Here is a 13,293-nt window from a genome sequence, read left to right as displayed (position 1 = left end):
CTATTTCATTCTTTGAAACAATAAGCGGTTTTTCTCATATAAGAGGCAGGAATATTCTATGCACTCATTCATGCTATAATAAAGAGAGACTGTTACTAGAATTCTTTCATATAAAGGAGTTTATTCTATTGGGTAATTTACGTTTCAAAATCCGCTCAAAGATTTTACTCGGCTATTTTCTGATCATACTCTGCTTAGGCGTTTCTATCCTTGTCGTCAGCGAGAGAATATCATCCTTACAAACAGAAATTGAGTCAATTACAAGTCGAGATATCGAAGTGCATAATTTGATTACCAGTATTCGCTATAATGTCGTAAGCATGGAGACTAGCCAGCGCGGTTATGTGATTACGGGCAATGACCTTTATTTAGAGCCCTATATTCGTGGAAAAAGCGAATGGGAAGCCAACTATAACGCACTGTACCAGTATTTGTCCGATAATCCAACTACTCTCAAAAGTATGGAAGAAATAAAACTGACCATACAAAATTGGATCGAAATTGCCGGTGAGCCTACTTTAACCATGCGCAAAAATAACGATACGCAAGGTATTATTGATTTCTATAATGACGATATTGGAAAAGACCAAATTGATTCTCTTCGGATACAGTTAGAAACCTTGCGACAAAATGAGATCACTTCAACGAAAGAGCATATTGCTGAATTGGAAAATCGAAATGACATACTGATTATTAGCTTGTATCTCATGCTGCTTATCGTGTCAGTTATTGCTTTCATCATCGTTTCATTTGTTTCCGGCGCAATCGTCAAAACGATCCAACAGGTTGTGAAGACGATAAACGATATCGCATCCTCCGGAGGGGATTTATCCACTCGTATTAAAGTAAATACAAGAGATGAAATTAAAGATCTCGCTGAAGCTACCAATAGTTTGCTTGATAATATAAACGATCAAGATTGGATCAAAACAAAAGTTGCCGAGGTGGCAACGATGAATCAAGGCATTAATGATACATCAACGCTAGCAGATTCTTTTCTCACGAAGCTTGCTCCAATTCTAGGTGCAGCCTATGGCTTATTTTATCTCCGCCAAGGTGCAGGCGAGCAGCAGAGACTTGTAAAAATGGCTTCCTATGCAGCCCATGGCGATCAGTCAGGACTAGAAAGCTTCCGATTGGGCGAAGGCCTTATCGGTCAAGCGGCAGTGGAGAAACGTACGTTTTTGTTGAACACGGCTCCAGAGCATCGAATTAACTTAACCTCGGGTCTTGGAACGCTTCAGCCTAAGAGCATCCTAATCGTGCCTTTCGAGTATGAAGGCAAAGTAGTAGCTGTCGTTGAATTTGCTTCCACCGAGTCATTCACTTCTCAGCACTTAAAGCTGCTTGAGCAAATCGATACTCATTTTGGCGTTGCGATTAACAGCGTTGTTGGCCGAATGGAAATCGAGAGGCTGCTTAGCGAATCGCAAGTGATGACGGAGGAGCTTCAAACGCAAACCGAGGAGCTGCAGACACAGTCTGAAGAGCTTCAGATGCAGCAAGAGGAAATGCGCATGACTACCGAGCATTTAGAGGAACAGAATCTATTTGCCGAACAGAAAACAAAGGAATTGGAAAAAGCAAAAGAAGAGCTCGAGGCCTATTCGGAGCAGCTTAAACAAAGCTCGCAGTACAAATCCAATTTCTTGGCTAATATGTCGCATGAGCTTCGTACTCCATTAAACAGCATCTTAATTCTCTCTCAGCTCCTTGCGGAAAATGAGAACCATACGCTTAATTCGGATGAAGAAGGGTATGCTAAAGTCATTAATACATCCGGTAAAGATCTATTAACACTAATAGATGACATTCTTGATTTGTCTAAAGTCGAAGCCGGAAAACTCATCTTGACGATGGATGAAGTAAACGTAAGTGAAGTTCCTGAACATATGAAGCTGCTATTCCAACCTGTCGCTGAGCAGAAAGAAATAGCTTTCCATATTAACGTCAATGCTAATGTACCTCAATTGCTTTATACAGATGGTCAGCGGCTGCAGCAAATTTTGAAAAATCTACTGTCCAATGCTTTTAAATTTACGGAAAAAGGATCAGTTACTCTCGACATCCAGAAGGCTGGCTCGCATGAAGTACAAAAACTTGTACCAGCACATATAAATAAAGACGTTTTGGCCATATCTGTAACCGACACCGGAATAGGCATTCCACTGGATAAACAGCAGCTAATATTTGAAGCGTTCCAGCAGGTCGATGGCGAAACGAATCGTCAATATGGCGGAACAGGTTTAGGTTTATCCATTTGCAATGAATTTACTAAGCTTCTGGGCGGCAGTATCATCCTTGAAAGCTCGCCAAAAAAAGGGAGTACTTTTACTCTCTATGTACCAAGTCTGCCTGATATGGAGAAAGAACAGCTTGTATCCCTTAATCAAGAGGTTGCAGCAGCTTCAGAAACTGTGGTCATCGATGCCTCACCTGATATTGCCGATGATCATAACATTTCTGACTTATCGGAAGATGAATGCACTTTATTTAAAGGGAAAAAGGTACTGCTCGTCGAGGATGATTCCCGTAATGTATTCGCTCTCGTCAAAGCGCTTGAGAACAAAGCATTTAACGTAACCGTGGCAAGCAATGGTAGACAATGCTTGGACATTATAAAAGAACAATCCGACTTCGATATTGTGCTCATGGACATTATGATGCCAATTATGGATGGATTTGAAACGATGAAAATCATACGTCAGGATACCGAAATGAAGGATACGCCAATTATTGCGCTTACGGCGAAAGCGATGAAAAGCGATCGCGACAAATGTTTAGAAGCCGGTGCTTCCGATTATATTAGCAAACCTCTAAATATGGACCAGCTTTTCTCGCTCATGCGGGTATGGTTGACGAAGCAGGTGGGCAATTGACCAGTCAAGGAAATGAAGAAGCTGTAGATTATAATGAATTAACGCTCGATGATCTGGAACGAATCGAAATCGATTTGTTATTGGACGGTATTTACCGCGTCTATGGTTATGACTTCCGCAATTACTTGCGTTCATCGCTTCGCAGACGCATTACGCATCGAATGAATCTTGAAGGCTTGCCCACGATCACCTCTCTCCTTGAGAAGGTGCTCCATGAGCCTGGATTTATTCATATATTGCTTAATGATTTCTCCATACGAGTAACGGAAATGTTCCGTGATCCACATTTCTTTGCTGCGTTCCGCAAGGATGTTATTCCTTTTCTTAGGAACCTTCCTGAAATTCGCATTTGGCATGCGGGCTGTGCGACTGGAGAAGAGGTTTATTCGATGGCTATCCTGCTCCAAGAGGAGGGCTTGCTGGATAAAGCGAAGATTTATGCAACGGATATGAATGAGCATGTTATCGAGAGTGCAAAACAAGGGAAGTTCCCGCTCAAACGAATGCAAGGATTCACCAAAAATTACTTGCAGGCTGGCGGTACAAAAGAATTTTCCTCTTATTATACGACTGATTATGAGCATGCCTTATTCCATCCTTATATCAAAGAAAATATGATGTTTGCCCAGCATAACTTGGCAACGGATCGTTCTTTCAATGAGTTTCATGTTATTTTGTGCCGGAACGTTCTCATTTATTTTGACCCGGATCTGCAAAGCCGTGTTCATACTTTGTTTTTTGAAAGCCTCGCTCTACAAGGCTTCTTGGCACTAGGCAATATGGAATCACTAATCTCGGTTCATAAAATCAAATACGAGGATTTTAATCAGTCAGAACGAATTTTCTGCAAAATAAGTAATTAGCTAAAGCTGCTTCAGCTAACGAAACAAATAAGAGCCAAAATCCTTTCCTAAGGATTTTGGCTCTTTCCGTTTTAACGTATGGATGATTTCGTTTGTCTCCTATCGGCTAATCGAAACCGAACCTGCTGCTTTAATCGAGGCGCTAATCGTTAATTTTTTCGCTAGGCCTTGCAGCTCCTCCGCCGTTCCCTCGAATGGCTTGTGAGCAAGGCATAATTGCAATAAAGCAGCTTTTGCTGCCTCTTCAGCGAGATATGCATCTTGCAAAATATAGTGAGCAACCTGATAGGCGTATTGCTCAATCCCTTTTAGTTGCTGGAGCTTGCAAGGTGTTAGAATGGCTCTGCTCATAACATTTCCTCATCCATTTATTTTTCCGACAATTTCCATATTGTTTAAATGTAAATTCTCCTTTAATTCTTCTGGTGTTTGCTTGCCATTGCCGATTTCAACAACACGGCCAGTATAGAGCAACTCTCCTGTTGCAAGATCGAGCACAGATGCTCCGGCAACATCTGCATGTTGAGTCATAACGTATACACGATTTGAGTTAATCAACAGAAATTTGATCTCGTCTACGTTCAACTGCTCTGCGGATAATTTGGCATAAGCTTGCTCGAATTTATTAGTTGATAAATGATACCGCGATAAGGTGATGTGTTCAGGTCCACTTTTTGCTACATAATACTCATCGCCTTGCAGGCTCGTCCACGCTTCCTTAATCTCTAAATTAGTCAATTCAGTCATTAAGCCCGTACGGTAGGTATAAGCAAAATATTTCTCGCTTAGCGTTTCTGGTACCTTGTTCGCTTCTCGATCTTCTTGGCGAATTTTCTCTTCCCTTACAATAAAGATTATTTTCTCGAAAGGAGAACTGTATTGGCCACTTGAATCCCCCATATGCCCAATTTGGATTTGAACATCTTTTTTATTACTTGTGGACTTGATGCCCAGTGACTCGATGTTCGTATTACGCAGCAGCTTCCCGCTTTTCATATCGATGACAAATATCTCGTAGCTGCTGCTCTCGTTGTCGTAATCATATGTACTGACGAGCAAATGAATCTCTTCATCTACCTTTTGAACATCCACTAAATTCATATAATTATTGCTGAAATTGTTCACTCTTGTCGTTTTCACAGCTTTCGGCAGCTCATAAGTCACTTTAAGCTTCGATACTTTATCTGTTGATTCTTCAAGCAGCTGCAGCTGAAATACCGCAATTGCGGCTTCTGAGCCCTTTTTTTCTGCTTTAACTTCTGCATAGACAACCCACTCCTCGTCTCTGTAAAAGCCTTGTGCATTAAGTTTACCCCGCATAAATGACTTATGATCTTTTATCATTTGCTTAATGTCAGGCTGCTTATAGAACCATGAGTCTCCGCTAAGCACATTTTTACGCATATTTTCGTTCGACCTGTAATATTCGCTTCCTTTGAAATTAATATTTAGAGCTTCGGAGCGTCTCTCTAAATATTGAGAGCCTGATAATTCGATATCAGCGCCTTCCTTGGCATCGCCTTGTATCGTTTCCAGCTTATAATCAGGCAAGAAATCTAATCTGCCATATGAATAATAAGTGGCTATTCCGCTTACAACGAGCACAACCATTAAGATCGATAACCAATAACGTCTCATGAACATTCTCCTTACACCGTAATCTTTTTGGCCATCAGCCGCATGCCGAGCCACACTGAAATGCCGAGCACAAGAATGCACAGGGTTAGCCCAAGCGCAAATATTTCATAGGGATACAAATAACTATAGTACTGATCCATATACAAAAATAAAAATGGAGCTGCCACAACGAACACACAACCGGCCAAATAGAGCACGCCATACAAAATGCCTAAACGGCGATAGCTTCGCTCCAGCAAAATGGCAGTAAACACAGCGACTACAACGATGGCTCCAAAGCCGTATAAATAAACAAACTGTTCAAATTGCTGCGGAATAAGCCATACAAGTGCTTGATTGCTGATGATCGCTTCAACGATATGGGAGTCTATTCGCTGATCAGCCGGAACGATGAGGTTGAATACGATATGCTGAATCGGGAGCAATAGTAATTGAAACGAAATAAACGCAAGAACGAACAGGAGAAATGCCGATATTTTGGCTAAATAAAGATTCCTTCTAGCCGTTGGCAGCATTAGCAATCGATATACAAAAGTAGAACGGCCAAACCAATCACGGTACCAGATAACAAAAACATATAAGGCAAGTACACCTATACTAAGGAACATCGGCAAAATATAACCCATCTGCGAGCTGAAAATAGCCCATTCAAACGATAAATATTGAGGAGAAAAACCACCCAGGAGACTTTTGTCTACGGTCTCTAACAACAGCTTTTCTCGAAATGACAATTCTTTGGTCGTCGCCCAAATGAGCGAAGCAAATTGGGTAATCGCAACAATTGCCATTAGAATAGCGAGCACCCAGCGGAAACGATGTACTTCCATATGAACAAGCTTCAAATAACGGTTCATCCTCGGTACACCTCTCTCATCACATCAATGACTGATTTCCCTTGCTCGCTGCGCATTTCTTCGCAGTAGAACTCCCGGTTAATTTTTCCGTTCTGCAATAAAATAGCTTTATCAATGAGCTGCTCCATCTCTCCGATTTCATGCGTTGTGAGCAAAACGCCACGCCCCTCAATCAATTCACTCGTAAACACGTCCACTATCGTTTCTCTGCTGAACAAGTCAATGCCGGAAAACGGTTCGTCCATTAAGATATAATCAGCATCTTGTCCTAACCCCAGCATGAGATTGAATTTAGCGGCTGTTCCTTTCGACAGGTTCCCGATTTTATCCGAATACTCCAGCTTAAAAAACTGCATGAGCTCACTTGCGCGTTTTGGATTCCAGCTTTCATAAAAGTCAGCCATAAACCTGATCGCTTCGGATATTTTCATGCTGGTTGGCATCGTCAAATGATCGGGCACGAACGCTATTTTCTCATACAAGCCTGGACTTAAAAGTTGTTCATCAATAAGGATCGAGCCTGTTGATATAGGAGTCAGTCCCATGATTGCCTTCAGAATCGTTGACTTACCGGCTCCATTCACGCCGATAAGGCAAGCGATTTCTCCCTTTTGCACGGTAAAAGAAACGCCACTCAGAACATCGCGGCGTCGATACCGCTTATGTATATCTTTTACCTCAATCATGCTCCGGCTCACCTTCCTCATATTTGTTTTTAACCAGCTGCAGCAGCTCTTCGATAGGTACATCAATTTTGCGCACCGACGCCACAAAAGCACCTACCGCCTCGCCAATAAGCTCCGATCTTATTTGATTCAGCAGTTCTTTATCATTCGTAATTCGGCTAGGTGAGTTTCCTTCCGTAATAATCAATTGCTGCTCCTCCATTTCCTTATACGCTTTCTGTACCGTATTGGGATTAATTTTCATAAGCGTGCCCAGCTCCCTTCTCGAGGGAGTTTCCTGGCCAGCGGCAAGCTTGCCCGTTGCGATTCGTTCTTTAAAATGACGGACCACCTGCAAATAAACAGGGTCCCGATTATTGAACGCAACTTCCGTCCAGCCTTCAATCGTGTTCATAGTCATACCTCACATTCATCGCAAATGTGTATTACGCACATAATACACTTCATAAGCGTATTATGCATGTAATACACTTGGAAGTCAATGGGAAATTATCCAACAGATCTAGATCAGAATCAAAAAAAAAAGCGGTGCAGGAAATATTCCTGCACCGCTTTTTTTATGTTTTTGTAACCTAAATCACACTAAGCCTCTGCTGCTGCATCCAAATATTTGGTTAGGACGACTTCCGTTCCATTCTCCAATGGATGAACCTCTACCTCGTCCATCAGCGCCTGCATTAAATAAATGCCTAGGCCTCCGACCCGAAGCCCGCTAACGTCGGCTTCAGGGAGCGGAGCTGCTTTATCGAGTGCATCCGATAAAGGGAAAGCTGATCCACTGTTCTTTACTTTGATCGTTAATCCCGTTTCAGTTGGTTCAAAGGAAACGTCGATAACCTCTTGCTCGGAGGTCTGAACGCCATGAATAACTGCGTTGTTGCAGGCTTCAGAAACAGCCACCTTCATATCTTCCATTTCTTCATATGCATAACTCATCTTTGAGGCAATTCCGAATAGACAGATTCTGACCAGATCGATATAGTCCGCATGGGCCGGTATTTGTAAACGAATGGCATTCATGCTTGGGCCTCTGTCCCTTCTATTAAATATCTTGAAATGCCTGTGATGTCAAACAGACGCTTAACCGCGGAAGGAATATCCCGCACGAAAAACGGCGCTTTTAGCTCATCACGAAGTTTTAGCACCGAAACGATAATGCCGATTCCGGTACTGTCGATATATTTTAAATGTTTAAGATTTAGAATCAATGCTTTATCTTCGCGGTTCATAACCGGCTCCAGAGCTGCCCGCAGCTGCGGCACTACAGATAAGTCCAACTCTCCGCTTACATGAAGAATAATTTGATTTTGTGTCTCTTCTTGCTTGACTTGAAATTGCTCAGCTTTCATTCCATTCACTCCGCTCACTTTTGTTTAATAAATAGTATCAAGATCCTTCTCCTTGTACAAGCTGTACAAGCGATTTATTACATAGAGAAGCTGTGGAAGTAATGAATGGACGTCAGCTTCTGCGTATCCGCATCAATGAAAAGCTTTAATAAGGCTTCATCTCGCTCGAATACGATACCGTCCTCCGTCACATAATCGGGTTCCCCTAACGCATCCTTTACAGCATCTACTGTCGCTGCAACTTCACTTCCATCAATCAGCAGCGTTTTGGTATTCTCCGCCATCTCAACAGATTGTATGAACTCACCGCTAAAGATGACATTCATATTCGGGTATTCATAGGTGATCAGATCGGTTAAATCCGGGTCTGCCGTTTTGCTTTTTGGTTTACCCAGTTTCTGAATCACAAGGCTTGGATCATCATAAAGCGTGATGCCGTTAACCGTTTGAAGCGTAAATTTTGGTTTTTTTGCCTTCACAACCGGTGTTGATTCTGCTGCATAGGTAACTTCGGTTACAGTAGAGGGAGATACAGAAGCGATTACAATTTCATGAGTTGCTTCCTCAGCCTTTATCGCCTTCACTGGGCTTGAAGCAGTCACTGGCGAATACGTTGCGGTGACCTGTCCAATATCTCCCGTGTATGCGAATATACCTCCGATTAAACAACCAATAAGAATAAACGTCCTCATAATTATCTCCCTCCTATGCGGGATTGTTGAGCTTCCTTTTGCTTATACTTACATATAAACCGTTCGGATTGCTTTGAAACAGGTTAAACATTTATTTTTAAAATATAATGATATCTCTAAGCTGGAAATTTATTTGGTTTCAATCATGACTAAGCATATATCGTCCTTCTGGCTGACACTCGCATGCTCCGATAAAAACGCACTGACCATTTCTGCATGCTCACTCGCATCTTTTTTTATTAGCTGTGCGACAAGCCTATTAAGCTTATCCTCTTCTTTATCTCCAAGAGATTCACTTAATCCATCCGTATAAAGAACGATCTTCATATGATCCTCGTAAGAGATGCTGCCCTTTTGGATGTCTATATTTTCAAACAACCCAATCGCACAGCAGCCTGCAGTCAACAAGGTTGTCTCGTCGCCAATTAGCACTTTTCCCGGAGGATGTCCGGCATTTACATATTCAATGACCCGCTTATTCGTATCCAGCACTAAATAAATGGCGGTAAAATAATAATTTAGCAGTTCTTCCTTCTTATACAGCTGGTTCATATACCGATTCAGCTCGCGCATAACAAGACTTGGATCGGTAATATGCGTAATTGTATCCTTAAGCACCGAGGAGATATACATGCAAACCAGTGAAGAAGAAATGCCATGTCCCATCATATCCAGCAAAATAACGCCGTAACGATTCTCATCAATCGGGTACCATGCGTAAAAATCGCCCGCAAGCTCCGAAGAAGGCTGATATACAGCGCTTATCGCCACATGATCATCGTTGATCGGCTGGCTTAATACATTTCTTTGCACCTTCTTGGCTAACTCCAGCTTTGCTTTAATCTGCCTGTCTCTTTCTTTGTGCCAATCAATTTCTCGCTTGAGCCTTAAAGCAGATCGAATCCTTGCGAGCAGCTCCATCTTGTTGATCGGCTTCATCACGTAATCACTGGCACCGGCATCAAGCGCTTCCGCCATCTTGCTGGAATCGCCAAGCGCAGTAACAAAAATAATCKGTACATCCTTATAGCGCTCCACCTGCAATATTCGTTTGCAAGCTTCTAAGCCATCAATCTCCGGCATCATCATATCCATCAAAATCAAATCTACGTTTGATTCAGTCGATAGCGTACAATCAATGTCCAGCATCGTATAAAGCTCTTTTGCCGAGGACGCGATTTTCAAATTTTTATAACCTTCTTTATTTAAAATAGCTTTAATAATAATCTGGTTAGTAGCATTATCATCTACAATTATAATACTCATATGCAGGCTCCTTTAGCTCCAATAACTACTACTTATATTCTGAGCGTAAGCGGTAGTAGAGTCAAATTTTTATAAGTAAAATTACCAAGCAGCATATTAACTTATAAGCTTACTTATAAAATTGAAACTTAGCTTTCTAATAAAGGGCCTACCCTCGCGGATAGGCCCTGATTGAATTCTTGGTAGTTGTGGAGTCGGATGTTAACCCATGTATTGAGGGTAGTAGTATACGGCAGGATCAAATTCTTCACCTGTATATTCTTTACCGCCCCATGCGATGACCAAGATTTTATCCTGATCCATCTCGCGCTCAAGACGCTGTGACTCTTGCTCCGAAATACCAAGTGACCTCATCTTCGCCCGCAGCTCATCTCCGGTCGAACGGAAAATGTTTGCGATCGCCGATCCTAGACCTTCCTCGGAAATGCCGATTTTCTCAGCGTCCGTGTTGTCAGCAATACGATTTGTCCGGTCCTTGTCATGCGTCAGTACAAAAATTTTGTCCTTCGCATAACCTTCCGTTTGAAATTTATAAACCTGCTCTTGTACCTCGACAGCGTTGTTTACCGTGTGTACCTTCGTATTGGATAAGTGATTCATAATAAATTCCTCCTCCGTTTTTGTTTGGAATCGTATAGTTTAGATTAATGTTGTTTTACTTTGTTAGATGAARTTAACTGACTCGTCTTCTACCAACGATGAGGGAAACAATAAAGAGAATAACGAATACGACGAATAATATTTTTGCTATCCCGGCTAATGCGGAGGCAATGCCTAGAAATCCGAAAATGCCTGCGACAATGGCAAAGATGAAAAATAATAATGCCCATCCTAACATTGGAATCATCCTTCCTTTGAAGCTGTTTTTGTTGATTGGTTAATTTGTTAACTTGTCATGTTATTAACCAGCCTATTGACCTTTGAAACAACCCATTCTCAGACTTCCGAATTGAAAATAGGGCTATTAATGAAGAAATAAATAATCCGTTTTTTCAAATGTTTCAGAAGCTCTGGAATAGGTTAAGAGACTACACCAAAACAAATCGATAATAGAAAAGGCTGGTGATGATCGATGGAAAAGCAGCGTATACACGTTAATGGCATCGATTTAGTCTATGAAGAATGTGGCAGTAGTAAAGGAGACGTCATTGTATTGCTCCACGGCTTTTGCGGCTCATCTCAATACTGGCAAAAAATCTGTCCTGTATTAGGTGATCAATATCGCGTCATCATCCCTGATCTCCGCGGTCACGGCGGTTCATCTGCTCCTGAGGGCCCGTATACAATGGAGACTATGGCCGAGGATATTGCAGCACTTTTGGAAGCACTTGCAATTGAGAAGGTTGTTATGTTCGGTCATTCCTTGGGCGGTTATGTAACAGCTGCCTTTGCAGAAAAATATCCGGACAAGCTCGCAGGTTTTGCCCTTATCCATTCGACTGTGCTTCCCGACTCCGAGGTAACAAAGGAGAAACGTGATACAGATATTGAAGCGATTCACGAAAAAGGCATTTCAAAATACTTGTACAGCATCATTCCTAATCTATTTACCGATGATAAAGTCGGAGAAATGCGCGACGAGGTCAATCAGCTAATTGGAGTAGGTCAGGAGATGGAGGCACACGCTGCTATTGCTACATTAGAGGGGATGAAGATGCGTCCCGACCGCAGCCATGTGCTGGCTGAAGCCAAATACCCTATTTTGCTAGTAGCAGGCGCAGAGGATGGTGTCATTAAACCTAATGATACGTTCACGGTTACGAGTCTGGATCAACCAGAAACGACGTTCAAATACCCTCATATTCTGGAGACTACTTTTGAAAATGTCGGACATATGAGTCTTATGGAAGTATCCGATCAGCTAGCGAGAGTGATGTCGACGTATTTGAAAACGCTATTAGAGCGTGAGAAAACAAGAACTGAAGCAAAAACGGAAAATGCCGCAAGCAGCTAAGTTATCTTTTTTCACTACAAAATGTTTCATATTATGCTAAGCGGGGTAAATAAGAATAAGCAGGTAACCCCCTATCTACCTGCTACAAAATAACTGGAGGTGCTAGTTACTATGAGTAGTACGAATACTTCTTATCGAACGGGAGAAATTGTTAAGCATGCTGGGAACTACATTTCAGAGTCAGGCAAGAAAGATAAGCTCCAAAAGGGAGAAAAATTCCCTGCTTGTCCTATTAGCGGTAATGAAACAACTTGGAGTAATGCCGATTAGCGCAAAATAAACGTATGGAACCATATTGAAGGGCTGTCTCAGAAGTAGATTATCTACTTTTGGGGCAGCCCTTCTGGCATTTTAAATTTACGCTTACGCGCTTGTATACTTGTATGGTAGTATGGTAGTGTGAAGATGAAAGGAATGAGCCGATGGATTACCATGTACGTCAACAGACCCTATCCACTAGAGACTCCGTTTATATGCAGCTAAGAGAACAGATTTTGAAGCTGGAACTGCCGCCTGGAACAGCTCTTTCAGAGAATGAGACTTCCATTTTGTTTAAGGTCAGCCGCACTCCCGTAAGGGAAAGCTTCCTTAGACTCGCTCAAGAGGGTCTTGTTCAAGTGCTTCCACAGCGGGGAACACTCGTTTCATTAATCGACACTGCACTCGTAGAGGAAGCAAGATTTATGCGAGAGCATCTAGAGAGGGCTGTCATTCGGTTAGCGTGCAGCCATTTTCCTGCGCCCTACCTTCTCAAGCTTCAGAACAACCTCCACCTTCAGCAGGAAAGCATTCACAACAAAGATAACCAAAGTATGTTTTCGCTTGACGAGGCTTTTCATCGCATCTTATTTGAAGGCTGCAGCAAGAGCAATACCTGGTCGAATATGCAGCAAATGAATGGGCATCTCAATCGAAGCCGTATGCTGCGTCTGGTGGATGATCTCCACTGGGAAAATCTTTATGCGCAGCATCGCATGATGGCAGAAGCTGTAGAAGCTCAAGATGCGGATACTGCTGAACGGCTCATGACGGAGCATCTTACTCAGAACATATCCGATCAGGCCGTGCTTAAGGAAAAATATCCTCATTACTACAAATAAAACGGGAGGATT

At 42.2% G+C, this 13,293-nt stretch carries 16 protein-coding genes; 5 read left to right on the top strand and 11 right to left on the bottom strand.

All coding sequences use genetic code 11. The annotated features are described in order from the left end of the window. The first annotated feature begins 128 nt into the window (after positions 1 to 128). Entirely contained in the window at positions 129 to 2,879 is a 2,751-nt protein-coding gene (locus AC1DM9_RS02365; protein WP_477578313.1) for a response regulator, read from the top strand. Continuing rightward, the gene (locus tag AC1DM9_RS02360) at positions 2,852 to 3,742 is read left to right on the top strand and encodes a CheR family methyltransferase (RefSeq protein ID WP_477578311.1); all 891 of its coding nucleotides are present in this window, start codon (positions 2,852 to 2,854) and stop codon (positions 3,740 to 3,742) included. The genes AC1DM9_RS02365 and AC1DM9_RS02360 overlap by 28 nt, the downstream gene beginning before the upstream one ends. Positions 3,743 to 3,841: 99 nt before the next feature. On the opposite strand, the gene AC1DM9_RS02355 is transcribed toward AC1DM9_RS02360, so the two are convergent. The 11 genes from AC1DM9_RS02355 to AC1DM9_RS02305 all read right to left on the bottom strand — a co-directional run bounded on the left by AC1DM9_RS02355 (position 3,842) and on the right by AC1DM9_RS02305 (position 11,065). Beyond that, positions 3,842 to 4,093, bottom strand: coding sequence for a hypothetical protein (locus AC1DM9_RS02355; RefSeq protein WP_477578309.1), 252 nt, complete (start codon positions 4,091 to 4,093; stop codon positions 3,842 to 3,844). Between the two features lie 9 nt (positions 4,094 to 4,102). Then, positions 4,103 to 5,380: a hypothetical protein gene (locus tag AC1DM9_RS02350; RefSeq protein ID WP_477578307.1), complete on the bottom strand. Its 1,278-nt coding sequence runs from the start codon at positions 5,378 to 5,380 to the stop codon at positions 4,103 to 4,105. 11 nt (positions 5,381 to 5,391) lie between these two features. Then, positions 5,392 to 6,234: a hypothetical protein gene (locus tag AC1DM9_RS02345; RefSeq protein WP_441883699.1), complete on the bottom strand. Its 843-nt coding sequence runs from the start codon at positions 6,232 to 6,234 to the stop codon at positions 5,392 to 5,394. Beyond that, entirely contained in the window at positions 6,231 to 6,920 is a 690-nt protein-coding gene (locus AC1DM9_RS02340) for an ATP-binding cassette domain-containing protein (protein ID WP_477578305.1), read from the bottom strand. The genes AC1DM9_RS02345 and AC1DM9_RS02340 overlap by 4 nt, the downstream gene beginning before the upstream one ends. After that, positions 6,913 to 7,314 (bottom strand): GntR family transcriptional regulator, encoded by a 402-nt coding sequence (locus AC1DM9_RS02335; protein WP_076269054.1) that lies wholly within the window; start codon positions 7,312 to 7,314, stop codon positions 6,913 to 6,915. Before AC1DM9_RS02335 ends, AC1DM9_RS02340 begins: the two co-directional genes overlap by 8 nt. A 188-nt stretch (positions 7,315 to 7,502) precedes the next feature. Next, positions 7,503 to 7,940: an anti-sigma B factor RsbW gene (gene rsbW, locus AC1DM9_RS02330; RefSeq protein ID WP_477578303.1), complete on the bottom strand. Its 438-nt coding sequence runs from the start codon at positions 7,938 to 7,940 to the stop codon at positions 7,503 to 7,505. Next, positions 7,937 to 8,269: an STAS domain-containing protein gene (locus AC1DM9_RS02325; protein WP_076269057.1), complete on the bottom strand. Its 333-nt coding sequence runs from the start codon at positions 8,267 to 8,269 to the stop codon at positions 7,937 to 7,939. The genes rsbW and AC1DM9_RS02325 overlap by 4 nt, the downstream gene beginning before the upstream one ends. 77 nt (positions 8,270 to 8,346) lie before the next feature. Further along, positions 8,347 to 8,961: a hypothetical protein gene (locus tag AC1DM9_RS02320; RefSeq protein WP_477578301.1), complete on the bottom strand. Its 615-nt coding sequence runs from the start codon at positions 8,959 to 8,961 to the stop codon at positions 8,347 to 8,349. 129 nt (positions 8,962 to 9,090) lie between these two features. Further along, positions 9,091 to 10,227 carry a SpoIIE family protein phosphatase gene (locus AC1DM9_RS02315; protein WP_477578299.1) on the bottom strand — a complete coding sequence of 379 codons (1,137 nt, stop codon included), beginning with the start codon at positions 10,225 to 10,227 and terminating at the stop codon, positions 9,091 to 9,093. Positions 10,228 to 10,428: 201 nt separating this feature from the next. After that, positions 10,429 to 10,827 (bottom strand): YflT domain-containing protein, encoded by a 399-nt coding sequence (locus AC1DM9_RS02310; RefSeq protein WP_076269060.1) that lies wholly within the window; start codon positions 10,825 to 10,827, stop codon positions 10,429 to 10,431. Positions 10,828 to 10,900: 73 nt separating this feature from the next. Then, a complete protein-coding gene (locus AC1DM9_RS02305) occupies positions 10,901 to 11,065 on the bottom strand; it encodes a DUF1328 domain-containing protein (RefSeq protein ID WP_076269061.1) in 165 nt (54 codons plus the stop codon). A 234-nt stretch (positions 11,066 to 11,299) separates the two neighbouring features. Between AC1DM9_RS02305 and AC1DM9_RS02300 the strand changes: the two genes are divergently transcribed. The 3 genes from AC1DM9_RS02300 (at position 11,300) to AC1DM9_RS02290 (ending at position 13,281) form a co-directional block, all read left to right on the top strand. Next, on the top strand, positions 11,300 to 12,181 hold the full coding sequence (locus AC1DM9_RS02300; RefSeq protein WP_430059548.1) for an alpha/beta fold hydrolase: 882 nt from the start codon (positions 11,300 to 11,302) through the stop codon (positions 12,179 to 12,181). 111 nt (positions 12,182 to 12,292) lie between these two features. Beyond that, a complete protein-coding gene (locus AC1DM9_RS02295; protein WP_179089827.1) occupies positions 12,293 to 12,451 on the top strand; it encodes a hypothetical protein in 159 nt (52 codons plus the stop codon). Between the two features lie 152 nt (positions 12,452 to 12,603). Further along, positions 12,604 to 13,281, top strand: coding sequence for a GntR family transcriptional regulator (locus AC1DM9_RS02290; RefSeq protein WP_477578297.1), 678 nt, complete (start codon positions 12,604 to 12,606; stop codon positions 13,279 to 13,281). Positions 13,282 to 13,293 lie beyond the last annotated feature (12 nt).

The organism is Paenibacillus sp. 01T431 (assembly GCF_056398625.1).
Note: the sequence above shows the minus strand (reverse complement) of the source record. Positions and strands in the feature narration are given on the sequence as shown.

Coding starts and splice junctions, on each gene's coding strand:
- AC1DM9_RS02360 (WP_477578311.1), top strand. CDS start 2,852: ATGGTTGACGAAGCAGGTGGGCAATTGACCAGTCAAGGAAATGAAGAA.
- AC1DM9_RS02355 (WP_477578309.1), bottom strand. CDS start 4,093: ATGAGCAGAGCCATTCTAACACCTTGCAAGCTCCAGCAACTAAAAGGG.
- AC1DM9_RS02350 (WP_477578307.1), bottom strand. CDS start 5,380: ATGAGACGTTATTGGTTATCGATCTTAATGGTTGTGCTCGTTGTAAGC.
- AC1DM9_RS02345 (WP_441883699.1), bottom strand. CDS start 6,234: ATGAACCGTTATTTGAAGCTTGTTCATATGGAAGTACATCGTTTCCGC.
- AC1DM9_RS02340 (WP_477578305.1), bottom strand. CDS start 6,920: ATGATTGAGGTAAAAGATATACATAAGCGGTATCGACGCCGCGATGTT.
- AC1DM9_RS02335 (WP_076269054.1), bottom strand. CDS start 7,314: ATGAACACGATTGAAGGCTGGACGGAAGTTGCGTTCAATAATCGGGAC.
- rsbW (WP_477578303.1), bottom strand. CDS start 7,940: ATGAATGCCATTCGTTTACAAATACCGGCCCATGCGGACTATATCGAT.
- AC1DM9_RS02325 (WP_076269057.1), bottom strand. CDS start 8,269: ATGAAAGCTGAGCAATTTCAAGTCAAGCAAGAAGAGACACAAAATCAA.
- AC1DM9_RS02320 (WP_477578301.1), bottom strand. CDS start 8,961: ATGAGGACGTTTATTCTTATTGGTTGTTTAATCGGAGGTATATTCGCA.
- AC1DM9_RS02310 (WP_076269060.1), bottom strand. CDS start 10,827: ATGAATCACTTATCCAATACGAAGGTACACACGGTAAACAACGCTGTC.
- AC1DM9_RS02305 (WP_076269061.1), bottom strand. CDS start 11,065: ATGTTAGGATGGGCATTATTATTTTTCATCTTTGCCATTGTCGCAGGC.
- AC1DM9_RS02300 (WP_430059548.1), top strand. CDS start 11,300: ATGGAAAAGCAGCGTATACACGTTAATGGCATCGATTTAGTCTATGAA.
- AC1DM9_RS02295 (WP_179089827.1), top strand. CDS start 12,293: ATGAGTAGTACGAATACTTCTTATCGAACGGGAGAAATTGTTAAGCAT.
- AC1DM9_RS02290 (WP_477578297.1), top strand. CDS start 12,604: ATGGATTACCATGTACGTCAACAGACCCTATCCACTAGAGACTCCGTT.